23 protein-coding genes are annotated in these 22,662 nt (G+C 71.4%); 12 read left to right on the top strand and 11 right to left on the bottom strand.

Going from position 1 to position 22,662, the window contains the following annotated elements; all coding sequences use genetic code 11:
- Positions 1-294: 294 nt before the first annotated feature.
- On the top strand, positions 295-978 hold the full coding sequence (locus tag OG246_RS28155; protein WP_266469512.1) for a glycerophosphodiester phosphodiesterase family protein: 684 nt from the start codon (positions 295-297) through the stop codon (positions 976-978).
- A gap of 29 nt (positions 979-1,007) precedes the next feature.
- Here OG246_RS28155 and OG246_RS28150 read toward each other — a convergent pair whose 3' ends face one another.
- A complete protein-coding gene (locus tag OG246_RS28150; protein WP_266469510.1) occupies positions 1,008-1,550 on the bottom strand; it encodes a GNAT family N-acetyltransferase in 543 nt (180 codons plus the stop codon).
- Positions 1,551-1,619: 69 nt separating this feature from the next.
- Between OG246_RS28150 and OG246_RS28145 the strand changes: the two genes are divergently transcribed.
- Together OG246_RS28145 and OG246_RS28140 are read left to right on the top strand one after the other, a co-directional pair.
- On the top strand, positions 1,620-2,006 hold the full coding sequence (locus OG246_RS28145; RefSeq protein ID WP_266469508.1) for a VOC family protein: 387 nt from the start codon (positions 1,620-1,622) through the stop codon (positions 2,004-2,006).
- A 116-nt stretch (positions 2,007-2,122) separates the two neighbouring features.
- Positions 2,123-2,887 carry a VOC family protein gene (locus OG246_RS28140; protein WP_266469506.1) on the top strand — a complete coding sequence of 255 codons (765 nt, stop codon included), beginning with the start codon at positions 2,123-2,125 and terminating at the stop codon, positions 2,885-2,887.
- Positions 2,888-2,893: 6 nt separating this feature from the next.
- Here OG246_RS28140 and OG246_RS28135 read toward each other — a convergent pair whose 3' ends face one another.
- Together OG246_RS28135 and OG246_RS28130 are read right to left on the bottom strand one after the other, a co-directional pair.
- Positions 2,894-3,385, bottom strand: a complete 492-nt coding sequence (locus tag OG246_RS28135; RefSeq protein WP_266470962.1) for a MarR family winged helix-turn-helix transcriptional regulator — start codon at positions 3,383-3,385, stop codon at positions 2,894-2,896.
- A gap of 308 nt (positions 3,386-3,693) precedes the next feature.
- Complete coding sequence (locus tag OG246_RS28130; RefSeq protein WP_266469503.1) at positions 3,694-5,346, bottom strand: FUSC family protein; 1,653 nt, start codon at positions 5,344-5,346, stop codon at positions 3,694-3,696.
- 191 nt (positions 5,347-5,537) lie between these two features.
- Here OG246_RS28130 and OG246_RS28125 point away from each other — a divergent pair, with 191 nt between their 5' ends.
- The 4 genes from OG246_RS28125 to OG246_RS28110 all read left to right on the top strand — a co-directional run bounded on the left by OG246_RS28125 (position 5,538) and on the right by OG246_RS28110 (position 8,647).
- On the top strand, positions 5,538-6,083 hold the full coding sequence (locus OG246_RS28125; RefSeq protein WP_266469501.1) for a DUF5134 domain-containing protein: 546 nt from the start codon (positions 5,538-5,540) through the stop codon (positions 6,081-6,083).
- A gap of 110 nt (positions 6,084-6,193) precedes the next feature.
- The gene (locus OG246_RS28120) at positions 6,194-7,129 is read left to right on the top strand and encodes a M56 family metallopeptidase (protein ID WP_266469499.1); all 936 of its coding nucleotides are present in this window, start codon (positions 6,194-6,196) and stop codon (positions 7,127-7,129) included.
- A gap of 96 nt (positions 7,130-7,225) precedes the next feature.
- Complete coding sequence (locus OG246_RS28115) at positions 7,226-7,915, top strand: phosphatase PAP2 family protein (RefSeq protein WP_266469497.1); 690 nt, start codon at positions 7,226-7,228, stop codon at positions 7,913-7,915.
- A gap of 33 nt (positions 7,916-7,948) precedes the next feature.
- Positions 7,949-8,647: an HAD family hydrolase gene (locus tag OG246_RS28110; protein WP_266469495.1), complete on the top strand. Its 699-nt coding sequence runs from the start codon at positions 7,949-7,951 to the stop codon at positions 8,645-8,647.
- 45 nt (positions 8,648-8,692) lie between these two features.
- Here OG246_RS28110 and OG246_RS28105 read toward each other — a convergent pair whose 3' ends face one another.
- On the bottom strand, positions 8,693-8,938 hold the full coding sequence (locus tag OG246_RS28105; RefSeq protein ID WP_266469493.1) for a DUF2630 family protein: 246 nt from the start codon (positions 8,936-8,938) through the stop codon (positions 8,693-8,695).
- Between the two features lie 183 nt (positions 8,939-9,121).
- Between OG246_RS28105 and OG246_RS28100 the strand changes: the two genes are divergently transcribed.
- Entirely contained in the window at positions 9,122-9,841 is a 720-nt protein-coding gene (locus OG246_RS28100; protein ID WP_266469491.1) for a TetR/AcrR family transcriptional regulator, read from the top strand.
- Here the strand turns inward: OG246_RS28100 and OG246_RS28095 are convergent.
- On the bottom strand, positions 9,829-11,331 hold the full coding sequence (locus OG246_RS28095; RefSeq protein WP_266469489.1) for an LVIVD repeat-containing protein: 1,503 nt from the start codon (positions 11,329-11,331) through the stop codon (positions 9,829-9,831). The genes OG246_RS28100 and OG246_RS28095 overlap by 13 nt on opposite strands.
- A gap of 194 nt (positions 11,332-11,525) precedes the next feature.
- Here OG246_RS28095 and OG246_RS28090 point away from each other — a divergent pair, with 194 nt between their 5' ends.
- Positions 11,526-12,176: a DUF305 domain-containing protein gene (locus OG246_RS28090; RefSeq protein WP_266469487.1), complete on the top strand. Its 651-nt coding sequence runs from the start codon at positions 11,526-11,528 to the stop codon at positions 12,174-12,176.
- 81 nt (positions 12,177-12,257) lie between these two features.
- Here the strand turns inward: OG246_RS28090 and OG246_RS28085 are convergent, their stop codons facing one another.
- Complete coding sequence (locus tag OG246_RS28085) at positions 12,258-12,728, bottom strand: DUF6214 family protein (RefSeq protein ID WP_266470960.1); 471 nt, start codon at positions 12,726-12,728, stop codon at positions 12,258-12,260.
- Positions 12,729-12,951: 223 nt separating this feature from the next.
- On the opposite strand from OG246_RS28085, the gene OG246_RS28080 reads away from it, so the two are divergent.
- Together OG246_RS28080 and OG246_RS28075 are read left to right on the top strand one after the other, a co-directional pair.
- Complete coding sequence (locus tag OG246_RS28080) at positions 12,952-14,316, top strand: FAD-dependent oxidoreductase (protein WP_266469485.1); 1,365 nt, start codon at positions 12,952-12,954, stop codon at positions 14,314-14,316.
- Between the two features lie 145 nt (positions 14,317-14,461).
- Positions 14,462-15,817, top strand: a complete 1,356-nt coding sequence (locus OG246_RS28075; RefSeq protein WP_266469483.1) for a nucleobase:cation symporter-2 family protein — start codon at positions 14,462-14,464, stop codon at positions 15,815-15,817.
- Here OG246_RS28075 and OG246_RS28070 read toward each other — a convergent pair.
- A complete protein-coding gene (locus tag OG246_RS28070) occupies positions 15,814-16,173 on the bottom strand; it encodes a helix-turn-helix transcriptional regulator (protein WP_266469481.1) in 360 nt (119 codons plus the stop codon). The two genes, OG246_RS28075 and OG246_RS28070, sit on opposite strands and share 4 nt — an antisense overlap.
- Before the next feature lie 119 nt (positions 16,174-16,292).
- On the opposite strand from OG246_RS28070, the gene OG246_RS28065 reads away from it, so the two are divergent.
- A complete protein-coding gene (locus OG246_RS28065) occupies positions 16,293-17,372 on the top strand; it encodes an NADH:flavin oxidoreductase/NADH oxidase (protein ID WP_266469479.1) in 1,080 nt (359 codons plus the stop codon).
- Positions 17,373-17,404: 32 nt separating this feature from the next.
- Here OG246_RS28065 and OG246_RS28060 read toward each other — a convergent pair whose 3' ends face one another.
- The 4 genes from OG246_RS28060 to efeB all read right to left on the bottom strand — a co-directional run bounded on the left by OG246_RS28060 (position 17,405) and on the right by efeB (position 22,616).
- Complete coding sequence (locus tag OG246_RS28060; RefSeq protein ID WP_266469477.1) at positions 17,405-19,168, bottom strand: ABC transporter permease subunit; 1,764 nt, start codon at positions 19,166-19,168, stop codon at positions 17,405-17,407.
- 7 nt (positions 19,169-19,175) lie between these two features.
- Positions 19,176-20,675 (bottom strand): ABC transporter substrate-binding protein, encoded by a 1,500-nt coding sequence (locus OG246_RS28055; protein WP_266469476.1) that lies wholly within the window; start codon positions 20,673-20,675, stop codon positions 19,176-19,178.
- Between the two features lie 62 nt (positions 20,676-20,737).
- Positions 20,738-21,274: a GNAT family N-acetyltransferase gene (locus OG246_RS28050; protein ID WP_266469474.1), complete on the bottom strand. Its 537-nt coding sequence runs from the start codon at positions 21,272-21,274 to the stop codon at positions 20,738-20,740.
- Positions 21,275-21,332: 58 nt separating this feature from the next.
- Positions 21,333-22,616, bottom strand: coding sequence for an iron uptake transporter deferrochelatase/peroxidase subunit (gene efeB, locus OG246_RS28045; RefSeq protein WP_266469472.1), 1,284 nt, complete (start codon positions 22,614-22,616; stop codon positions 21,333-21,335).
- Positions 22,617-22,662 lie beyond the last annotated feature (46 nt).

Raw genomic sequence — 22,662 nt, 5'->3', positions numbered from 1 at the left:
CCCTCCTTCACCGCTCTTTTTCCTGCCGGAAACCGTAAGGACGCTCACTTCGGCTATGGACCACGAGACGGCGCGAGGACTTCGCTCCGGGTCAACCCCCGCCGGGACTCGCCCACCGCAGAGTGACCCGGGTCGGCGGCGCGAGGCGTGTCCGCCCTGACCGACGGGCCCTTTGGCCCGCGTACGAGCGGGTACATCACACGGCAGGGCCATTAGGCTGCGGCCTTGCCGCGTGGGCGCCGCCGTCGGAACCACGCGCGAGCCGAGCCGCCGTCGACGGAAGCGAGTCACGTCTTGAACTTCCTCACCATCGGTCACCGCGGAGTGATGGGTGTCGAACCCGAGAACACCCTCCGTTCCTTCATCGCCGCCCAACAGGCGGGCCTCGACCTGATCGAACTCGATCTGCATCTGAGCAAGGACGGCGCCCTCGTCGTCATGCACGACGCCGAAGTGGACCGTACGACCGACGGGTCGGGGCCGATCGCCGAGAAGACACTCGGCGAGCTGCGCGCGCTGGACGCGGGGCGCGGTGAGCGCGTTCCCGTCTTCGAGGAGGTGCTTGACGCCATCCCGACGCCGATCCAGGCCGAGATCAAGGACGTGGCGGCGGCACGGGTTCTGGCCGAGGTCATGCACCGGCGGGACCTGGTCGGACGGGTCGAGGTGTCCTCGTTCCACGACGAGGCGGTCGACGAGATCACCCGACTCGTGCCCGGCGTCCGCACCGCGCTGATCGCCAGCCGGTACGGCACCGACGTCGTGGACCGCGCCGTGGACGTCGGCGCCGCGACCGTCTGCCTCAACATCCGCCGGCTGACCCTGGAGGTCGTGGAGCACGCCCGCAAGGCCGACCTGCGGATCATCGGCTGGGTGGTGAACACCCAGGACCAGCTGCGGTTGGTGCGCGCCCTGCAACTGGACGGCGCGACCACCGACTATCCCGAGATCAAGCGCACTGGCCGCTTCACCGCGTGACCTGATGATCGGCACAACTGCCGTAACGATTATCCGAGCGGCTTGACCAGCAGCTCGAACTGCAGGTCGTCGCGCTGCGGGACGCCGAAGCGCTCGTCGCCGTACGGGAAGGGCGTCATCCTTCCCGTACGGCGGTAGCCGCGCCGCTCGTACCAGGCGATGAGGTCCTCGCGTACGGAGATCACCGTCATGTGCATCTCCTCGACGCCCCAGGTCTCGCGCGCGTGCCGCTCCGCCTCGGCGATGATCACCTTGCCGAGGCCCGCACCCTGGAGCGCGGGGCTGACCGCGAACATCCCGAAGTAGGCGTGGTCACCGCGGTGTTCGAGCTGGCAGCAGGCGACGACCGAACCGTCGCGCTCGACGGTCAGCAGCCGGCTGTCCGGTGACTTGATGACCGCGAGCACGCCCTCGGGGTCGATCCGCTGCCCTTCGAGGATGTCGGCCTCCGTGGTCCAGCCCGCCCGGCTGGAGTCCCCGCGGTACGCCGACTCGATCAGCGCGACCAGAGCGTCCACATCGCTGTCGGTGGCATCGCGGAAGGTCAGTCCGGTGGAGGCGGTGGTGTCCATGGAGCGGTTCTCCGTTCGTGGCGCGGCTCAGGCACCAACGAGCGTAACCCTCCCCTAGGCTGCGGCTGCATGGTGCATGTACTGAGCAGCCGAACCCTTCTGCGCCCCACCGACCCGGAGCGCTCCCGTGCCTTCTACGGCGAGAAGCTGGGGCTCGCCGTCTACCGCGAGTTCGGTACGGGACCCGAACGCGGCACCGTCTACTTCCTCGGCGGCGGCTTCCTGGAGGTCGCGGGCCGCTCCGAGACCCCGCCGTCCCCCGCGGTCAAGCTGTGGCTCCAGGTCGCGGACGCGGCGGCGGCGTACGAGGAACTGGCGGCCGCCGGTGTCGAGGTCCTGCGGCCGCCGGTGAAGGAGCCGTGGGGGCTGATCGAGATGTGGATCGCGGATCCGGACGGCACCGAGATCGCGGTCGTGGAGATCCCGGCGGACCATCCGTTGCGTTACCGGCCCTGAGGCCCGGCGTCGCTCGGCCGCGCTTGCGTCCGCCCTGGCGCGGGTCCGGGCCCCGGATGGCCGCCGCAGCGGCCCGGGACTAGCGTTTTCAGGGGACTCGCTGCGGAAGGAACCTCATGAAGCTCGACAGGCCGGTGACCGGCGGACCCTGCTGGACGGAGCTGGGGACCAGCGATCTCGAAGCGGCCAAGCGCTTCTACGCCGACCTGTTCGGCTGGCGCCCGGAGACGGACCCGCGCCAGGAGGCGGGCGGCTACACCGTGGCGCACCTCGGTGATGCCGCGGTCGCCGCCCTGTCGCCGCTGTACCAGGAGTCGCAGCCGGTCGCCTGGAGCGTCTCGTTCGCCGTGGCCGACGCGGATGCCGCCGTGGCAGCGGTGCAGGCGGCCGGCGGCACGGTGGTCCTCGGCCCGATGGACGTGTTCGACATCGGCCGTTTCGCGGTCGCCTTCGACCCGGGCGGCGCCGCCTTCCAGCTGTGGCAGGCGCGGTCCTTCCCCGGCGCGGGGCTGTTCAACGCTCCGGGCGCCCTCGGCTGGGTGGAGCTGCTGACCCGCGCCCCGGACCGGGTCACGGAGTTCTACACGACGGTGTTCGGCTGGACCGTGAACGCCTCCGAGCACTACACGCAGTGGGGTGTCGACGGCGCCGACTTCGGCGGCATGGTGACCATGGACGAGAAGTTCCCGCACGAGGTGCCCTCGCACTGGCTGCCCTACTTCGCCGTCGAGAACGTGGAGGCCACGGCGGACGCGGCCCTCCAGGCGGGCGGCCACCTGCTCATGGAGCCCATGTCCCAGTCGCCCAGCCGGCGGATCGCCGTCGTGCGGGATCCACAGGGAGCTGCGTTCGGCGTCTATACGGCGGGCGAGGAGGGCTAGCGGGACTCAGGCGCGCGGCATGCCCAGCCGGCCCTCAAGCTGGCCGAGCAAGTCGCCCAGCAGTTCGGCCAGTTCGTGCTGCCGGTCGAGGTCGGTCCCCGACAGGACTGTCGTCTCGTAGGCGAGCTGTTCCGGGAGGATGCCGTCGACGAGTTCGCGCCCCGCGTCGGTCAGCCGGACGTGCGCGACCCGGCGGTCACGGGTGTCACCGCGCCGCTCGACCAGACCTCGCTCGGTGAGCTGCTTCAGGCGCTTGGTGACGGCGGCACCGGAGGAGAACGTCTCCCGGGCGATCTCGCTGGGCGTCAGCTCGTGCCCGGTCCGCCGCAGCGTGCCGAGGACGTCGAACTCGGGGCGGGTGAGTCCGGCCCGGCGCAGCGGCGCGTCCTCCGCCTGCTGAAGGAGCGCGGCGCACCGGTTGATACGGCCGATGATCTCCATGGGCCCGGTGTCGAGGTCGGGCCGCACGGTCTGCCACTGCCGCACCACCGCCGCCATGGTGTCCCGGGGCCAGGCCGGGCCTGCTCCGGGGGAACCCGCTCCCGCTGCCTGTACGGCCCGGCCGCGCTGCGTCTCCGCTCCCGCGGCCCGGCTGTCCATCGTGCCCCCGCGCGCGTGGACGGCATCCCCGGCTTCCGTGCGCCCGCCAGAGGTAGTCTCGGCGCCCGCCCGCCGGGTGCCGGTGCCCGAATTCTCCGCGCGGCCGTTGCGGACGGCCGCGTCACCCGCCCGGCCGACGTCGGCGCTCTCCGTCTCCGCCCGCCTCGTGTGGGCGTCCCCGTCCGTCGTCCGCCCGTCCGCTGCCGTCATGCCCGTGCGCCCTCCAAGGAGTGCAGTCCCTGCCGTCGTACCGTCGCCGCGAGCGTACGGTGTGCGGCGTGCTCGACCGGCATCACCCGGTCCTCCGGCAAGGCGCGCTGCCACCATTCGCCGGCGGCCGTGTCGGCGGTGGCGCGGAGGTCGACGACGGCGGCGGCGAGGCCCCGGCGGGCGGACTCCAGGGCTCCGGGCTCGGGGTGGTCGCGGGCGAGGACCCGCGCGGCGTGCTCGCGGGCGCGCTCCACGGCGGAGAGGGCGTGCTCGATGCGGTCGCCGGCCCGCCGGTTGGTCACGGCGACCGCGGCCACGAAGCCGATCAGCGCGCCGACGAGGGTGTCCACGACCCGGTCGGTGATCAGTTCGCCGGGCTGCTGGGAGCGTGCGAACTCGGTGATCAGCAGGGCCATGGGGGTCACGCAGATGCTGCCGAGCCAGTAGTTGCGGCCTATCAGCGCTTCGGCACCGAAGTTGAAGGCGAGGACGCACAGCACGAGGGCCACCTTCCCGAGGTGGGCGAGCGGCACGACCGCCGCGAAGACCAGTACCCCGACGAGGTTGCCGACGACGCGCTGCACACCCCGGCTCCAGGTCAGGGTGACGTTGGCCTGGTAGAGCGAGGCGGCCGTGACCAGGGCCCAATACGGGCGGCCGACACCGAGCGCGAGCGAGGCGTATCCGGCGAGGGCGCAGCCGAGTGCGGTGCGCAGGGCGATGGGCGCGAGAGGGCCGAGGCGGCGCAGCAACGACTGCTTCCCGAAGGCGAGTTCGGCCTCCATGCCCAAGAGCTCGTCGGCGGCGTCCGCGAGGTCGTCCGGACGCGGCACCGGCCCGTTGCCGCGCAGCTCGCGGGCCCAGCTGCGCAGCCGCTCGGGCTCCGTGGCGGCGGGCGCGGCCAAGGCGATCTCGGCGCGTACGACGAGCCGTTCGAGGGCGCGCCTCGGAGCGGAGCGGGCGCCGGTGGAGAGCAGCGCCTCCCAGGCCCCGTGCACGGCGGCGACCGCGGCGGCACGGGCACGGGCGGCCCCTTCTCCGCCGCCCCGCGTCCCGGCGTACGCGGCCACGGCGTTCAGCGCGTGCGCGGTCGCCCGGCGCTCCGGCCCGTGCGGGCGGACGAGCCCCGGGGCCATTCCGACGAGCCAGGCCCAGGCACCTCCCGTGGCGGCCAGCGCGAGATGGCCGGGGACCTGCCCCAGGGTCCCCGGCGAGAACAGGGACGCGGAGCTGATGAAGGCGAAGATCAGATGCCCGGGCGGACCGATGCGCGTGGCGTCGCACAGCACCTTCTGTACGGCGGCGAGCAGGGCCCCGACGGTGACCAGCACGACGGCGTCGGTGGTGAGCGAGGCCGTGACCAGGGCGACGGCGAGACCGCCGAGCATGCCGAGCACCACCCAGGCGAGGGCGCGGGCCCGGGCGGCGTAGGGACGGTTGTGGGCGTAGAGCGCGCAGAGCGACCCGGCCATCGTGTACATCGCCAGGTCCAGCCTGCCGAGCGCCGCGAGAGTCAGATTCAGCGGGGCGACCGAGGCGACGACGCTGAGTGCGGGCTTGAACCAGATGTCGGAGGGGCGGCCGACACGCAGCACACCGGCCAGCGGAAGACGACGTACACGCGGGGGTCCAGGGATCGCACTACTCATGACCACAAGTTTAGCAGGTATTTTACTCGTGAACCATTTCCGGGATGTGCAGGCCCACCTGCGGTGCGCTCGTAACGCTCCCCCGTGTACACCCTTGCGCTCGCTTGCGCCCCACCCGGGCCGGGCATGCCCTGACCGACTGTCCGATGCCCATGCCCGATGTCCGATGTCGTCCAGCGGGGAGGTGCGCGATGCACGGAGCGGCTTCGCCCGGCTGGCTGCTCGTCGCGCTGTGCGCGGCGACCGGGGCCTACTGCCTGCTGCGGATGCGCAGTTCCGTCGAGGAGCAGCGCCGCGCCGCGGGCGGCGAGGCGCTCATGGGCTTCGGCATGGCCGCGATGGCCGTGCCCGCGGCGGTGGCCGCGCCACCGCGCTGGGCCTGGCTCGCCTACGCGGCCGTGTTCGGCGCGGCGGCGGTACGCACCCTGTGGGCGGCCCGTACGAGCCCGCACCATGTGCACCATCTGATGGGCGCCTGCGCGATGGTCTACATGGCGGGGGTGATGGCCGCCTCTCCCGGCCACCACGCCCATGGCGGCTCGGGGGTCCCGCTGCTGACCGGGGTGCTCCTGCTTTACTTCACCGGCTACGTGCTGCGCTCCGGCCTGCGCCTCCTGCCCATGGCCACCGCGGCCGGCGGCACCGCCACCGTCGGCTGGGCCGACCGCCCGGAACTGTCGCAGGCGTGCCGGCTGTCCATGGGGATCGCGATGCTGGCCATGCTGGTCACGCTCTGAGACCAACACATCTCGGACCACGGGAAACGGCCCCAACGAAACCGTGGCGTACGTCACTTTGCCCTCGCGGGCCGTATCCTCCGGCGACACCCCGCTCATAGGCTTCGACCATGATGGTCCCCGCGGCACTGTTGCTGCTCGGCGCCCTGGCCGCCGTGGTCGCTCCGCGACTGCTCGCCAGGGCGGACTGGCCGGACCGCGAACCGGTGGTCGCCCTGTGGGTGTGGCAGTGCGTGGTGGCGGCCGTACTGCTGTGCTGCGCGCTGTCGATGACACTGAGCGCGGCCGCCGCCTGGGTGGTGGTACGGGGCCATGTGTTCGGTCCGGCGCCGCACTCGGTCGTGGACGCCTACGCGCTGAGCTCCGGGAGCCCCTGGGCCGCGACAACCGCCGTGGCACTCGCGTGCGGTGGCGCATGGACCGCGGCGATGCTGGTCCGCGAGGTCGTACGGGCCCGGGCACGCCGTCGGCAGAGCCGCGCCGAACTCCTTCTGCGCGCCCCGCTGTTGCCCGGCGAGGAGCCCGGCGCCGACCGTCTGGTGGTCCTGGAGGGGGTGCGCCCCGATGCCTGGTGGCTGCCCGGCGCCGCGCCCCAATTCATCGTCACCACAGGCGCGTTGCGCCGCCTGAAGGGGCGTCAGCTGGATGCGGTGCTCGCCCATGAGCAGGGGCACGCGCGGGCACGGCACGACTGGCTGCTGCACTGCTCGGGCGCGCTGGCGAACGGATTCCCGCAGGTGCCGGTGTTCGCCGCGTTCCGCGACGAGATGCACCGCCTGGTCGAACTCTCCGCCGACGACATGGCCTCGCGCCGCTTCGGCCGCCTCACCATCGCGCTCGCCCTGGTGGAACTCAACGAGGACCGGGGCGTGTTCGGCCCCTGCCCCACCCCGCAGGCCCATGTCCCGCAGCGCGTCCACCGGCTCCTCACTCCCCCGGACCGGCTCACGGCCGCGCGGCGCCTGCGGCTGACGGCGGCGGCCGCGCTGGTGCCGGTGATCCCGGTGCTGGTGACCTTCGTACCGGGGCTGCGGGCGCTGAGCTAGCCGGGCGGGGGCACGCACTCGCCGCGTACGGCTGCGAGGGACACCCCATGAGCCCCGGGTTGGCCTCCGGCCCCGCACGTCGGCGAGGATCACCGTATGCACTCCCCGCCCGTCGACTCACCTCCCCACCCCCAACCACCGGGCCCGCACAAGGCGGCACTCGCCGCGGCGGCTCTCGCCTTGCCCTCCCTGTTGCTTCTCCTGCTGGTCGCGTTCTCCTGGGATCCGCTGCTCGACCTCGACGGCGACATCGCCCGCACCACGCACCGCTGGGCGGTCGACGACCCCGGCCTCACCCATGCGTTCCGCATCCTGACGGACTGGGTGTGGGACCCCTGGACGATGCGTGCTGTGGGTGCCGCCGCCGTGGTCTGGCTGATGTGGAGGCACCGCGCATGGTGGCTGGCCCTATGGGTGGCGGTCACATGTGCGCTGGGCACAGTGGTGCAGCAGGGGCTGAAGTCGGCGATCGGCCGCGAACGCCCCGTCTGGCCCGACCCCGTGGACTCCGCCCACTACGCGGCCTTCCCCTCCGGCCATGCCATGACGGCCACGGTGGTGTGCGGGCTGCTGCTGTGGCTGCTCCGCCTGTACGGCGCCGGACGCGCCCTGCGGCGTACGGCACTCGCCCTGGCCGTGGTCTCCGTCGTGGGCGTCGGTCTGACCCGTGTCTGGCTGGGCGTCCACTGGCCGTCGGACGTGGTGGGCGGCTGGCTGCTCGGGGCGCTGATGGTGGCACTGGCGGTGGCCTCGTACGAGCGGTGGCCCGCCTCGGGACGGCCTTGACCTGTGCGGGCCGCGCCGCGAAGGATCACCCTCATGACGATCAAAGGCGTGCTCTTCGACTTCTCCGGAACGCTCTTCCGCGTCGAATCGACCGAGTCCTGGCTGCGGGCGGCGCTCGCGGAGGCCGACATCCCCTTGCCCGAGACGGAGTTGGTCCGCTCGGCCCGGGCACTGGAGTCGGCGGGCGCGCTTCCCGGCGGCGCTTCCCCTGCACAGCTGGTGCCGGACGACCTCACCGACGTGTGGGCGATCCGGGACCAGAGCGCCGAACTGCATCGGGCCGCCTACACCGGGCTCTCCCGACTCGTGGCGCTGCCCGACCCCGGGCTGCACGACACGCTGTACGACCGCCACATGACCCCGGCCGCCTGGCGGCCCTACCCCGACGCGGAAGAGGTGCTGGGTGCACTGCGCGAGCGCGGGATCGCGGTCGGTGTGGTCAGCAACATCGGCTGGGATCTGCGGCCCGTCTTCCGCGCGCACGGCCTCGACCCGTACGTCGGCGCGTACGTCCTGTCGTACGAGCACGGCATCCAGAAGCCGGATCCGCGACTGTTCGCGACCGCCTGCGACGCGCTGGGCATCGCCCCCGAGGACACGCTGATGGTCGGGGACGACCGCCACGCGGACGGAGGTGCGGCGGCCCTGGGCTGCGCGGTGCACTTCGTGGACCACCTGCCGGTGACCGAGCGCCCGGACGGGCTGCGGCCGATCCTCGGCCTGCTCGGCTGACGTCCCGGCGCGGCCTCGCTCCCGGCCGCTCCGTCAACCGCTGCCTCAGCTCTGATAGCCCTCGACCTGCGAGGAAGGACGGACGCGGGCCTCATCCGGGTTCTCGCCGAACTCGGTCTTCGCACGCCGCTGGCGCAGCAGGTCCCAGCACTGGTCGAGGTCGCGCTCCAGTTGTCCGAGCCGTTCGTGCTCGGTCGAGCTGTCGATCTGCCCGGACGCGACGGCCTCGCGCAGGCGTCGTTCGTCGTCCACCATCGCCGTGATCCTGGCGAGGATCTGGTCTTGATCCATGTCCATCCGCCTCCTCGGCACTCCCACCCACTCTAAGGAGGCCGCCCCCGCCCCGCGCGTCCGCCTCGGATGATCCCCCGCGTCACCCGAGGCGAACGGCAGCCCGGAGCCGCCCACTGAGGGTCTCGGTCCGGACGCGTTGAGTATAGTTGGCTGACAGCCAGTCAACGCAGGAGTTTCAGAATGTCCCCGCGCAGCCGAGACGTCAATGAAGAGTTGCGGCGGCGTTCCCGGGAGCGGCTCCTGCAGGCGGCGGTGGAGCTGGTGAGCGAGCGGGGCTACGAGGCGACGACGCTCGGGGACATCGCGGATCGCGCGGGATCGGCGCGCGGCCTTGTGTCGTACTACTTCCCCGGCAAGCGCCAGCTCGTGCAGTCGGCCGTGCACCGGCTGATGCACCGCACGCTGGAGGAGGCTCTGGAGCGCGAGCCGCGTACCGAGGACGGCCGGGAGCGGATGGCGCGGGCCATCGACGCGATTCTGGGGCTCGCCCGGGACCAGCCCGTGCTGATGCGCCAGCACATGGCGGGGATCCTTCAGCCCGAGGGATTCGTGCAGTGCCCGGATCAGCAGCGTCTCGCGCAACTGCTCGGCGACACCGTCGCCCGCTACGGTTCGCCGGACGCCGCCGCCGACTACCCGATGCTGCGCGCGTTGCTGATGGGTGCGGTGTACGCGGCTTTGGTGCCGGGCGTCCCGATGCCGATCCCGACGCTGCGGGCCGAGCTGTTCAAGCGGTACCGCCTGGACTGGGAGTTGGGTGTCCCGCCGGACACCGAGGTGCCCGGCGGGACGTACGACACGGACCTGTCACGCTTCTTCGCGACCGGCCTGCGGACCGACGATCAGCCCGGTCCTCAGTCCGACGGCCGGCCCGATCGGCTGAACGGTCAGTCGAAGTAGTCCGGCTGCGTCTGCACGTTGAGCTCGCGCAGCTTGACGCGCTTCGCCGGGTCCGTGCGCCGGTCGCTGAGCTTCAGCACGTCGAAGCCCTTGGCGATGTCGTTCGAGTAGATGTAACCGTTGTAGTAGTACGCCGACCAGGAGCCGCCGACCGAAAACGTGGTGGCGCTCAGGGGACCGCGCTCGAAGTAGGCGATCTCCTTCGGCTTGGCCGAGTTGGTGAAGTCCCAGACGGAGACGCCACCCTGGTACCAGGCCTGGACCATGATGTCCTTGCCCTCGACGGGGACGATCGAGCCGTTGTGGGCGACACAGTTCTCGGTGTCGGCCTGGTAGCGGGGGATCTTGTAGTAGCTCTTGAAGACGAGCTTGCGCTTGTCGCCCTTGCCAACGATGTCGTAGATGCCGTCCGCACCGCGGTTCGGACCGATGGCCGCGTTGCAGGTGGCCGCGCCACCGCCGCCCAGCTCATCGGTGAACACCACCTTGTCGGCGTCCTGGTTGAAGGTCGCCGAGTGCCAGAACGCGAAGTTCACGTTGTCCTGGACCTGGTCGATGACCTTCGGGTTCTCCGGATCCTTGATGGAGAAGAGGATGCCGTCGCCCATGCAGGCGCCCGCGGCCAGGTCCTTCGACGGCAGGACCGTGATGTCGTGGCAGCCGGTGGTCTTGGAGACGCCCGGGTTGGTGGGCGAGCCCGGGTTGCCGCCGCCGTCCGGTCCCTCACCGGGGAAGAGGACGGGGAAGCCCACCACTGCCGCCTTCTCGGGGGCGTTGCGCGGCACCTTGATGACCGAGATGCCGTCGTGCGGCGGCTGGCAGTCGGGGTAGGTGGCGTTCGGCGAGTACGAGGAGACGTAGATGTAGACGTTCTTCTTCTCCGGCACCAGCGTGTGGGTGTGCGAGCCGCAGGCGGTCTCGACGGCGGCCACGTACTTCGGGTTCGCCTTGTCGGTGATGTCGAAGACCTTCATGCCCTCCCACGACGACTTCTCCGTCACGGGCTGCGTCGTGCTGGCGCACGAGTTGTCACTGCGCGAGGAGTCGGTGGACAGGAAGAGCAGGTTGCCGGAGACCGAGATGTCGTTCTGCGAGCCCGGGCAGAGCACCTGCGCGACCGTCTTGGGCGCCTTCGGGTTGCTGATGTCGAAGATGCGGAAGCCGTCGTAGTTGCCGGCGAAGGCGTACTTCCCCTGGAAGGCGAGGTCCGAGTTGGTCCCGGGCAGCGCCTCCTTGGGGATGTTCACGAGGGGTTCGATGTTGGCCGAGTGGACGATCTCGTCCTGCCCGGGTATCTCGCCGGCGGTTATGGCCGCCTCTGCGGCCGCGGCATCGCTCTGGGAGACCTTCTCCTGCGCGACGGGGCTGTCCCCGGGGTCGGGGGTCGCGGCCGCCGGGCCGGCGGTGAGCAGCGCGGCCAGGAGTCCGGCCGCGGTCAGAGCAACTCCCAGACGTCTGTGCCGCGTTCGGGGGTCTTTCAACAGGATCACTGCTTCCTCCCTTGTAGCCGTTCGCAGTCGAACGGTTCACGCACACCCCGCAGTATCGTCTTCACCATGCACAGATCAACAGACGGCAACGCAGTCGTAATGAAAGTTTCTGATCATTCAGGTTCGCAAGCGTGCTAGGACGGTCATCAACACCCTTGAGGTGTCCGTCCATTCGTGTGCCGCAGGAGGTCGCTGTGCTCTTCCGCCGTCCGTCCCACGCGTCCCTGGTCACGGCGTCGCTGGCGGTCGTGGTGTTCGCACTGGGAGGGTGTGACTCCGGTTCCGAGGCCAAGTCCCCCCAGAGCAGCGGTCCTTCGGTGATCGTGCCCGGCAAGCCCGGCGAGGCCGCCGAAACTCTTTCCGCCGAGGACGCCGCGAAGCAGCGGACCGACGACGACACCCCCAACTCCGCGGACATCGCGTACGCGCAGAAGATGATCGAGCATCACACGCAGGCGCTGGAGATGACGCAACTCGCCCCGAAACAGGCCGAGTCGAGCGCGGTGAAGGCACTTGCCGAGCGGATCACGGCCGCGCAGGGGCCGGAGATCGCCGCCATGGAGAGCTGGCTGAAAGCGAACGGCGGCGAGACCGCCGCCACGGAGCACGCCCACGAGGCGATGCCCGGCATGGCGACGGAGGCGCAGCTGAAGAAGTTGCGTGCGGCCAAGGGCAAGGCGTTCGACGAGCTCTTCCTGAAGTTGATGATCACGCATCACGACGGGGCGATCACGATGGCGACGGATGTGAAGGGCCAGGGCAACAACATCCGGATCGAGGAAATGGCCGACGACGTGATCGCGCAGCAGACGAGCGAGATCAGCAGGATGCGCGACATGTCGTAGCGCCTGCAACCTCGGTGCCGGGCCTCAATAGCCTGCCGGATCCGACTACCGCCCAACCACCCCGGCCGATCGCCGCTCCGCCTAGCGGCGAGCGTGACGAGGTGTCAGGAAACCGGCGTCGCGCGCCCCTGCGATCAGCTTGAGCGACCTGCGGCGGCTGTGCCCGGTCGCGCACATCACCGCGAGCACCGGGTCGCGGCCTTCGCCCTGGGCCGCGAGGTACTCCTCGGCGACGAGCCGGCGGCCCTCGATGCCGCGCGGCCACGCCGCCCGGGCGCGGCGCGACGGCCCCTCCTCGCACGACGGTTCGTGCGAGGGTGCGGTCCGCGCGCCGCACGCCTCGAAGAGCGGTTCCTCGATCCACTCGGCGAGCAGGTCGAGGTCACCGAGGGACAGCGGCGGCTGGGCCCGTACGTCCTCGATCGAGACGTCACCCTCGGCCACCACGGCGAGTACGTCGACCTGGGCGCCGTCGGCGAAGGCCAGCCGGACGTTGAACCAGGACGTGACACCCGCGTGCTCACGCACTTCCCACGCGGGCCACACGGACACGGCACCGTCCGAACGGCAGCGGTCGGAGAGGTTGAGGCGATCGGACGGATTAAGGGAGGATGCTTCTAGCACATACGGAACGTAACCGCATGATCACATTCCATACGAACGGACACGCACGCGTGAGCCGCGCGCCGACCCTGTCAGCGGAGCACGGGTGGTGCGATCCTGGAGTCATCAGCGATCTCCTCGGACTGTTCAGGTTTCGGATAAGGAGTTCCGCGTGCTGCGTGTCGCCGTCGTCGGCTCGGGTCCCAGCGGGGTCTACACCGCCCAGGGCCTCGTCCAGCAGAGCCAGGTGCCCGAGGTGCGGGTTGACGTACTGGACCGGCTGCCCTGCCCGTACGGCCTGGTGCGCTACGGCGTGGCACCCGACCACGAGAAGATCAAGTCCCTCCAGAACAACCTGCGGGCGGTCCTGGAGGACGAGCGGGTGCGGTTCCTGGGCGGCGTGCGGATCGGCCCGGACGGGCTGCCGGCCGCCCGGCTGCGCGAGCTGTACCACGCGGTCGTCTACTGCGTGGGCGCCGCCACCGACCGCCACCTCGGGGTACCGGGCGAGGAACTGGCGGGCAGCTGGTCGGCGACCGAGTTCGTGTCCTGGTACAGCGCGCACCCCGACTCCGTGGCCGACGGATTCGTGCTCGGCGCACGGTCGGCCGTGGTCATCGGCGTCGGGAACGTGGCCGTCGACGTGACCCGGATCCTGGCCCGCGGCACGGCCGAGCTGAGCCCCACCGACATGCCGCAGGCGGCGCTCACCGCGCTGGCCGCGAGCGAGGTGACGGAGATCAGCATGGTGGGGCGGCGCGGACCGTCCCAGGCCCGCTTCACCACGAAGGAACTGCGCGAGCTCGGCGCCCTGCCGGACACCGAAGTGATCGTGGATCCCCGGGAGTTGGAGCTCGATCCGGAGTACAACGAACCCTCCGGACTGCCGGCCGCCAACCGTCGGAACGTGGAGGTGCTGCGGGGCTGGGCCGCCACGCCGCCGCGCGGCGCCACCCGCAGGATCCGGCTGCGCTTCTTCCTCCGCCCCGTCGAACTGCTCGCCGACGGCGGGGAAGGCGACGGCAGGCGCGTGGGAGCGGTGCGCTTCGAGCGGACGGTGCCGGACGGCCATGGCGGCGTCACGGGCACGGGGCGGTACGAGGACATCGACGCACAGTTGGTGCTGCGCTCGGTCGGCTATCGCGGAGTGCCGCTGGACGGGCTGCCGTTCGACGCGGAGCACGGCACGGTGCCGCATCTCGCGGGGCGGGTCGTGCGGGACGGCACGATCGCGCCGGGCGAGTACGTGGCGGGCTGGATCAAGCGCGGCCCGACCGGCGTCATCGGCACCAACCGGCCGTGCGCCAAGGAGACGGTGACCTCGCTGCTCGAGGACGCCGGCATGCTCGTACGGCGGGAACTGCCCGAGGATCCGCTCGTGGCGCTGCGAGCGGCGGGGCTGACGCCGGTCGAGTGGGCCGGATGGCAGGCGATCGAGCGGGCCGAGGCGGAGCTCGGGGCCTCGCTCGGGCGGGGTGTGGTCAAGCTGCCGGACTGGACAGCACTGCTGGCCGCGGCACGGACGGCCAGGTCCTAGCGGGGTCGCAGGGGGTTCTTAGCAGAGTCGGCGACAACTCCGTGGGTATGACACACATCGGCAACAAGCCAGAAATCAACAAACTGTTCAAGTCGCCTACGGTCTGGTGCTGCCCCCCGCGTCCCCGCCCGCTCCTGGAGTGCCCATGGCAACCACCACACCCGTGCATCCCGTCGACGAGGTCCCACCCGTACGCCAGTTGGCCGCCTTCGGGCTCCAGCACGTGCTCGCGATGTACGCGGGGGCGGTGGCGGTTCCGCTGATCGTGGGCGGGGCCATGAAGCTGTCGCCTGCCGACATGGCGTATCTGATCACCGCGGATCTCCTGGTGTGCGGGATCGCGACACTGATCCAGTGCGTGGGTTTCTGGCGCTTCGGGGTGCGGCTGCCGATCATGCAGGGCTGTACGTTCGCGGCGGTCTCGCCGATGGTGCTCATCGGGACTACCGGTGGTGGACTGCCCGCGATCTACGGGTCGGTGATCGTCGCGGGCCTCGCGATCGTGTTGCTGGCACCGGTGTTCGGGAGGCTGCTCCGCTTCTTCCCGCCGCTCGTCACGGGCACGGTGATCCTGATCATCGGGATCTCGTTGCTGCCGGTCGCGGGCAACTGGGCGGCCGGGGGCGTGGGTTCGGCGGACTTCGGCGAGCCGAAGAACCTGGCGCTCGCGGGCTTCGTACTGGCCGTGGTGCTGGGTGTGCAGCGGTTCGCGCCGGCCTTCCTGAGCCGGATCGCGGTGCTGATCGGTATCGCGGTGGGTCTCGCGGTCGCGGTGCCGTTCGGGTTCACGGACTTCGGTGGGGTCGGGGACTCCGACTGGGTCGGGATCAGCACGCCGTTCCACTTCGGGGCGCCCACCTTCCATGCCTCGGCGATCATCTCGATGCTGGTCGTGGCGCTGGTGACGATGACCGAGACCACGGGTGACCTCATCGCGGTCGGCGAGATGACCGACCGGAAGATCGAGCCGCGGTCGCTCGCCGACGGTCTGCGCGCCGACGGCCTCTCGACCGTCCTCGGCGGGGTGTTCAACACCTTCCCCTACACGGCGTACGCGCAGAACGTGGGCCTCGTCGGCATGACCCGGGTCCGCAGCCGCTGGGTCGTCGCCGCCGCGGGCGGCATCCTCGTGCTGCTCGGCCTGCTGCCCAAGCTGGGCGCGGTGGTCGCCGCCATACCGGCGCCGGTCCTTGGCGGCGCGGGTCTGGTGATGTTCGGGACGGTCGCCGCGAGCGGTCTGCGGACGCTGGCCCAGGTGGACTTCAAGGACAACCACAACCTGACCGTGGTGGCCGTCTCGGTGGCGATCGGCATGCTCCCGGTCGGGGTGCCGACGGTGTACGAGAAGTTCCCGGACTGGTTCCAGACGGTGATGAACAGCGGGATCAGCGCGGGGTGCCTGACGGCGATCGCCCTCAACCTGCTCTTCAACCACCTGCCGGGCAAGGCCGGTTCACCCAAGACAGCCGCCGAGCCCGAGGCCGCTTCGGCCGGAGCCTAGCCTCCGGCCGACCGGTCGGCCTGCCGGGTGGCCGCGGCCAGGACGCTGTCCAGGAGTCCCGGGAAGAGGTCGTCCAGGTCGTCCCGGCGCAGGCCGTTCATCTTGGCCGTGCCGCGGTATACCTGCCGGATCACCCCGCTCTCGCGGAGCACCCGGAAGTGGTGCGTCGTCGTGGACTTGGTGACGGGCAGATCGAAGTGCGAACAGGAGAGCTCGTCGCCGTCGGCGGCGAGCTCTCGCACGACCTGGAGCCGCATGGGGTCGGAGAGCGCGTGCAGCACCGACTCCAGCCGGATCTCCTCGCTCGCGGGGTGCGGCAGGTCGCGACTGCTGGGGGCGGGGGCGGCGGTGGTCACGGCGACTCCACATCGTCGGGGACCCTCATTGTACGAGACCTCTCGTAGTTTGACATCCACCGTACTACGATGCCTATCGTACGAGGCGTACACCGGCCCCGCGACGAATGGAGTCCGCCGTGAGCGCGCTCTTCCAGCCCTTCACCCTGCGCGATGTCACCATCCCCAACCGGGTGTGGATGCCCCCGATGTGCCAGTACTCGGCCGCACCGGAGGGGCCGTCGACGGGCGCCCCGAACGACTGGCACTTCGCTCACTACGCGGCCCGGGCCGCCGGCGGGACCGGCCTGATCATCGTCGAGGCCACCGCCGTCTCCCCCGAGGGCCGCATCAGCCCGTACGACCTCGGCATCTGGAACGACACCCAGGTCGAGGCGTTCCGCCGCATCACCCGCTTCCTGACCAGCCACGGCACCGTCCCGGCGATCCAGCTCGCCCACGCCGGCCGCAAGGCATCGACCGAGCGCCCCTGGAAGGGCGGCGCGCCGGTCGGCCCGGACGCGTACGGCTGGCAGCCGCTCGGCCCGAGCCCGCTTCCCTTCGCCGCAGGCCACCCGGTGCCGACCGAGCTGACCGTCGCCGAAATCCGGGAGATCGTCGGGCAGTTCACCGACGCGGCCCGGCGCGCGCTGGACGCCGGTTTCGAGATCGCCGAGATCCATGGCGCCCACGGCTACCTCCTCAACGAGTTCCTCTCCCCGCACTCCAACCACCGCACCGACGCCTACGGCGGCTCGTACGAGAACCGCACCCGCCTCGCCCTCGAAGTCGTCGACGCCGTACGCGAGGTGTGGCCCGAGGACAAGCCGCTCTTCTTCCGTATCTCCGCCACCGACTGGCTGGAGGAGGACGGCTGGACCGCGGACGACACGGTCCGCTTCGCCGCACAGCTCAAGGAGCACGGCGTGGACCTGCTGGACGTCTCGACGGGCGGCAACGCCTCCGGCGCACGCATCCCGGTCGGGCCCGGCTACCAAGTCCCGTTCGCCGCCCGGGTGAAGGCCGAAACGCCGCTGTCCGTGGCCGCCGTCGGGCTCATCACCGACGCCGAACAGGCCGAGAAGATTCTCGCCAACGACGAGGCGGACGCTGTGCTGTTGGGCCGCGAGCTGCTCCGCAATCCGTCCTTCGCCCGTCTCGCGGCACGCGAACTCGGGGCCGAGGTGCATGTGCCGGACCAGTACCACCGCTCTGTCTGATCCGTCCGCCGAGAAGCGGCGCGGAACCGGTGCTAGGAAAGCGAGTTGGCCCGCTCGCGACGCCGTGGCACGCCGTCCGCCGCCGTCACCGCCAGCGCGCCCAGCAGGGCGAGTGCGGCGGCCGGGGCCAGGACCGCCCAGGGGGCGCGTTCGGCGTACGGCTGGTTCTCGGCGAGGAGCAAGCCCCACTCCGGGGACGGGGGTTGGGCGCCCAGGCCGAGGAAGCCCAGGGCGGCGAGGGCCAGGGCGACGCCGGGGAGGCGGAGCAGGGCATGGCGGGTCACGGGCCCCAGGACGGCGGGGAGGAGTTCGTGGCTCAGGAGCTGGAGTGGGCCGGCGCCCAGCGCACGGGTGGCGAGCAGGTGTGTGGTGGCGCGCTCCTGGCGGAGCAGGGCTGAGGTGTGGGCTGCCAGCGGGGCCCAGGCGACGGTGGCCACGGCCAGTGCGGGCGTCGCCGGGCCGCTTCCGGCGACCGCTGTGACGAGGAGCGCGACGAGGATGGACGGCAGGGCGTTGACGGTGTCGACGAGCGGGCCGGAGAAGCGGGGCAGCAGGCCGAGCAGTACGCCGGTCAGCAGGGCGGCGGCGCTGATCGCGAGGGCGAGCGCAAGGGTGTCGAGTGCGCCGTGGCAGACGCGGGCGAGGATGTCGCGGCCCAGGGCGTCGGTGCCGAACGGACGTGTCCAGGACGGGGGTTGGAGGCGGGCCGCCGTGTCCAGAGCCAGCGGGTCGCGGGGCAGACCGAGTCCGATCACGCCGAGCAGAGCGGCGGCGTAGAGGAGAGGCCCTCGCGTGGGCGTGGGCCTGTTCGATGCCGCGCCGTGGAGCGAGGGAAGGGCGCCGTCCCGCAGTGCGGGCCCGATCAGGAGCCGGGCGCCGAGACGGACGAGCAGTCCGGCGGTGGCGGCGAGCAGGACGAGCGCCAAGGTTCCGGCCTGGAGGACGGGCAGATCCTGGGCGAGGGCGGCTTGGAGCGTGGTCCGGCCGAGTCCGGGGATGTCGAAGATCTGCTCCACGGCGACTGCGCCGCCGGTCAGGCCGACCACGAACAGCCCCAGGTTCGGGAGCAGACCCGGCACGCAGCGGCGCAGCGACTGGCGCGCGATGCTCCGGCCGCCCACCCCCCGCGCGGCGGCGGCCAGCGCCCAGGGTTCGGCGAAGGCGCCGGGCAGCAGGTCGGCGAGAAGGCGTCCGAGCACCGCCCCGGCGGGCAGGCCGAGTGAGAGTGCGGGCAGCACCATCCACCGCGGCCCGTACCAGCCGAGGGCGGGCAGCCAGCCGAGTTGCACGCCCACCACGGTGGCCAGCACCGACGCGGTCAGGAACTCGGGCAGCGCGGCCAGCAGCGCTGCGCCACTACCACCGGACCGGCGTCCGGCGAGCCCGCCCCTCGATCCGCGCCACAGCGTGCGGGCGCACAACGCGCCCGCGGTGACGGCCGCGACCGCGAGCGCCCCTGCCATCAGCAGCAGCGAGACGCCCAGCGCCTGCCCGACGCCGGGCAGGACCTCGGTGCCGGAGATCCACGAACGGCCCGCGTCACCGTGCGGCAGTCCGCCCAGCCACTGCCCGAGCAGCCGCAACGGCCCGGCGTCCAGGCCGAGTTCGTCCCGTACGGCCGCCAGCACCTCAGGGGTCGGTGTGCGTTCCGCCGACCTTGCCTTGAGCACGGTGAGCGCCGGGTCGGTGCGCGACAGCCAGGGCAGCAGGCCGATTCCGCACAGCAGGAGTGCGGTGAGGGCGGTGCGCCAGAGCAGCACCGGGCCACCGCCGAGCAGTGTCTTCCGTATCCGCACGATGTCGTCAGGCGCGGGTGCCCGTGCCGACCAGGCGGCGCTCGTACGGGTCGAAGAGCACGCCCCGAACGGAGGGGGCGACGCCGGTGATGACGCGCTGGTGGACGAGCGGGACGATCGCGTCGGTGGCGAGGATGTCGGCCTCCGCCGCCATCGCCGCGTCCTGCCGCTTCTCGGTGTCGCTCGCGCTCGCGGCCAGGTCGACGGCTTTGTCGACCTGCTTGTCGCAGAGCAGCGCGAGGTTGTAGCCGCCGTCGCAGGTGTAGTCGCTCGCGAGGATCGAGACGGGGTCGCCGGTGTCGAGCATGGTGTTGCGGGCGGAGACGAACGCGTCGAACTTCCCGGCCAGGACGTCGCTTTCGAGGCGTGCGTACTCGCGCACCTCCAGCTTCACCTTGAAGCCAGCCTTCTCCAGCTGCTGCTTGAGCACCTGGGCGGCCTCGGGCAGTTCGGGCCGGTTGTCGTAGGTGGCGAGGGTCACCGAAGTACCGTCGGGATCCGCTGCCTTCGTACGGTCGGCCGGTGTGACGCGCTTGCCCTCGGCCCAGGTCACGGCCGGGCCGAAGATACCGGCGCCGGGGTCGGCGTGCCCTTCGTAGACGCCCTCGGCGAGCACCGAGGTGTCGACCGCCGCACGCGCGGCGGCCCGTACCCGCGCGTCCTTGAACGGGCCGGACTCCGCGTTGAGGTAAAGGCTGGTGGTGCGGGTCGTGGCCGTCTCGCGAGCGGTGCCCTGGTCGAGGGTGGCGGCCTGGGAGACCGGGACCGCCTCGGCGAGATCCACCTCCCCGGTGCGCAGGGCGTTCGTACGGGCCGTGCCGTCGGCTATGAACTTCGCGTCGATGCCGGAGGCCTGGGCGCGGCCTCCCCAGTAGTCGTCGAAGCGGTCGAGGGTGGCGGTGGTGGTGCCGGTGGCCGCGGTGAGTTCGAAGGGGCCTGTGGCGGTGCCGACCGGACTGACGGCGCCCTGCTTCGCGTACGCCTTGGTGGACAGTACGGCCAGGCCGGGGCCGGCCAGCCGCAGCGGCAGTACGGGGTCGGGCTCGGCCGTGGTGACCCGGATCCGGTCGTCGCCCGTGGCCTTCGCGGTCAGTTCGACCCCGGTCAGCGCGGCCGGTACGACCTTCGCCTCGGCGGCGTGGGTGAGCGCGGCGGCGACGGCGGACGGGGTGACGGCGGTGCCGTCCTGGAAGGCCGCCTCGCGCAGGGTGAACATCCAACTGCGGTCGTTCTCACGGGTCCAGGACTCCGCGAGCGCCGGTATCGCGGTGCCGTTCGCGTCCAGCGCGGTCAGCCCCTCCGTCACGCCGAGCCGGCTGAGGATGGTGGCGTCGGCGCCGTACGGGGAGAGGTTCTCGGCGGGCGGGAAGGCCAGCGCGACCCGAAGGCGGGCGCCGTCCGCGGAGGCCGACGACGACGTTTCGCCGCCGGAGGAGGCGAAACAGCCGGAGAGAAGGGGTGCGAGCAGCAGTCCGGCGACGAGCCGACGGCGGGGGACGGAGCGCATGATCCTCGTTCTTCGCAGGAGCGGAGGGTGGGTACGACCGGCAGGCTACATGAAAATGCTTTTCATGTAGCCATGGGGATCTCGAAGTGGACGATCCCGTCGCCCTGCCCCCGCTCCGCACGCTCGTCCCACACGACCTTGCCCAGCGAACGCCAGAACGCCTCCGCGCCCGGCACAGCCGGGTCCGTGTGCAGATACACCGCGCGATAGTCGCCGTCCGCGGCCGCGAAGTCGAGCAGCTCACCGACCAGACGCCTGGCCAGCCCGCGCCGCCGGTGTTCGGGACGCACGTACACGCGCCGCAGCTGAGCAGTCCGGCCCGAGGGGTAACGCTCGGCGAGGTGGCGGGGGTTGGGGGGATGAGCCGGCCCCCGGGAGTCCAGCGCGGCCGTCGCGACGACCGTGCCGTCCCGCTCGTCGACCGCGACCAGCAGCGTGTGCCGCGCGGGCGCGAGATAGGCGCCCCACGGGTCGATGATGTCGCCGTGCCAGCGCGGGACATACCCCGTACCGAAGTCGCGGTAGACGGTGTCGAGCATCACGGCACGTGCGCTGTCCAGGTCGTCGGAGGTGGCCGTTCTTATGCAGTAATCACGCACCTGCACATCATATGCATTAAGGGGTCTGCGTTCGCTGCCGGGTCGGCTCGCCTCGAAATCAGCCCGTGAGGAGTGTGCGGCCCAGCCAGTCCGAGTGGTTCCGCACGCCGGGCAGGGCGAAGAAGTAGCCGCCGCCGGTGGGGGTGATGTAGTCGACCAGCGGCTCGTCGATCAACCGCTCCTGGGTCGCCTCGAATTGGCGTACCACGTCCTGCTGGTAGCAGCAGAAGACCAGCCCCATGTCGAGGTTGCCGGCCATGTCGACGCCCCGGTCGTAGTTGTAGCCGCGGCGCAGGATGCGGGTCGTGTCTGTCTTCCCCGTACGGGGGTTGGCCAGCCGGATGTGCGCGTCGAGCGGGATCGCCTGGCCCTGCGGGTCCTTGTTGTAGTGCAGGATGTCCGTCTCACGTGCGCCGTCGAGCGGGGCGCCGGTGTCGCGGCGGCGGCCGATCATCTTCTCCTGCTCGGTGAGCGAGACCCGGTCCCAGAACTCCACCAGCATGCGGATGACGCGGACGACCTGGTAGCTGCCGCCGACCGCCCAGTCCGGCTCGCCCGCGGTGTCGGTGACCCAGACCAGCTTGTCCATCTCGCGGGCGGAGGCGGTGTCGGGGTTGGCGATGCCGTCCTTGAAGCCGAGGAAGTTGCGCTGCGTGCCAGTGGGTCGGGACGGGTTCTGGAAGCCGTCGACACGCCACTTGATCTGCATCGCACCGCGGGTGTGGCGGGCGATGTCGCGCAGGGCGTGCAGCACGGTGTCGGAGTTGGCGGCGCAGAGCTGGAGCGACAGGTCGCCGTGGCATGCGGCGGCGTCCAGGTTGTCGTTGGGGAAGGTGCGCATCGGCTTGAGGTGGCGCGGCTTCCGGTCGGCGAGCCCATAGCGGTCGTCGAAGAGCGAGGCGCCGACGCCCACGGTGACGGTGAGGTCGTCGGCGGGCAGGTCGGGACCGAGCAGGCCGCTGTCGGAGGGCGGTGCGCCGACGCCGAGGTCGTCGGGGGTGCCGCCGGTGGTGAGGAAGCGGGCCCGTCCGGTGATCGTGCGCAGCAGGTCGGTGAGTTCGGCTCGGTTCTCGGCGATGACGTCGAAGGAGACGAAGGCGGCGGCCTTGGGCGCGGTGGTGGTGATTCCGGCCTGGTGGACGCCGTGGAACGCCACCTTGCCGCCGTCGGTCGCCGCCGCCGCTGGGGTGGCTCCGCCAACGATTGCCGCCCCTGCGAGGCCGGCGCCCGCGAGGGCTGCTCCGGCCGCGCCGACGCCGAGCGCGGACTTGGCGAACGTACGACGGCCGAAGGGGCAGCCGCCCAGCGCGGCTTGGTCCTGGTCCTGGCTCGGGTTGGTCATCGGGAGGTCCTCTCCTGCGGGCGCATGGGTCCCGGTGCTGCGGTGG

The sequence above is a fragment of the Streptomyces sp. NBC_00620 genome, assembly GCF_026341825.1.
Taxonomy (GTDB): Bacteria; Actinomycetota; Actinomycetes; order Streptomycetales; family Streptomycetaceae; genus Streptomyces.
Note: the sequence above shows the minus strand (reverse complement) of the source record. Positions and strands in the feature narration are given on the sequence as shown.

What these genes read in the sequence shown, in the direction of transcription:
- OG246_RS28120 (WP_266469499.1), top strand. Translation starts at nt 6,194, where the DNA reads ATGATGGTCCCCGCGGCACTGTTGCTGCTCGGCGCCCTGGCCGCCGTG.
- OG246_RS28110 (WP_266469495.1), top strand. Translation starts at nt 7,949, where the DNA reads ATGACGATCAAAGGCGTGCTCTTCGACTTCTCCGGAACGCTCTTCCGC.
- OG246_RS28135 (WP_266470962.1), bottom strand. Translation starts at nt 3,385, where the DNA reads ATGGCGGCGGTGGTGCGGCAGTGGCAGACCGTGCGGCCCGACCTCGAC.
- OG246_RS28125 (WP_266469501.1), top strand. Translation starts at nt 5,538, where the DNA reads ATGCACGGAGCGGCTTCGCCCGGCTGGCTGCTCGTCGCGCTGTGCGCG.
- efeB (WP_266469472.1), bottom strand. Translation starts at nt 22,616, where the DNA reads ATGACCAACCCGAGCCAGGACCAGGACCAAGCCGCGCTGGGCGGCTGC.
- OG246_RS28075 (WP_266469483.1), top strand. Translation starts at nt 14,462, where the DNA reads ATGGCAACCACCACACCCGTGCATCCCGTCGACGAGGTCCCACCCGTA.
- OG246_RS28105 (WP_266469493.1), bottom strand. Translation starts at nt 8,938, where the DNA reads ATGGATCAAGACCAGATCCTCGCCAGGATCACGGCGATGGTGGACGAC.
- OG246_RS28115 (WP_266469497.1), top strand. Translation starts at nt 7,226, where the DNA reads ATGCACTCCCCGCCCGTCGACTCACCTCCCCACCCCCAACCACCGGGC.
- OG246_RS28140 (WP_266469506.1), top strand. Translation starts at nt 2,123, where the DNA reads ATGAAGCTCGACAGGCCGGTGACCGGCGGACCCTGCTGGACGGAGCTG.
- OG246_RS28055 (WP_266469476.1), bottom strand. Translation starts at nt 20,675, where the DNA reads ATGCGCTCCGTCCCCCGCCGTCGGCTCGTCGCCGGACTGCTGCTCGCA.
- OG246_RS28150 (WP_266469510.1), bottom strand. Translation starts at nt 1,550, where the DNA reads ATGGACACCACCGCCTCCACCGGACTGACCTTCCGCGATGCCACCGAC.
- OG246_RS28130 (WP_266469503.1), bottom strand. Translation starts at nt 5,346, where the DNA reads ATGAGTAGTGCGATCCCTGGACCCCCGCGTGTACGTCGTCTTCCGCTG.
- OG246_RS28145 (WP_266469508.1), top strand. Translation starts at nt 1,620, where the DNA reads ATGGTGCATGTACTGAGCAGCCGAACCCTTCTGCGCCCCACCGACCCG.
- OG246_RS28100 (WP_266469491.1), top strand. Translation starts at nt 9,122, where the DNA reads ATGTCCCCGCGCAGCCGAGACGTCAATGAAGAGTTGCGGCGGCGTTCC.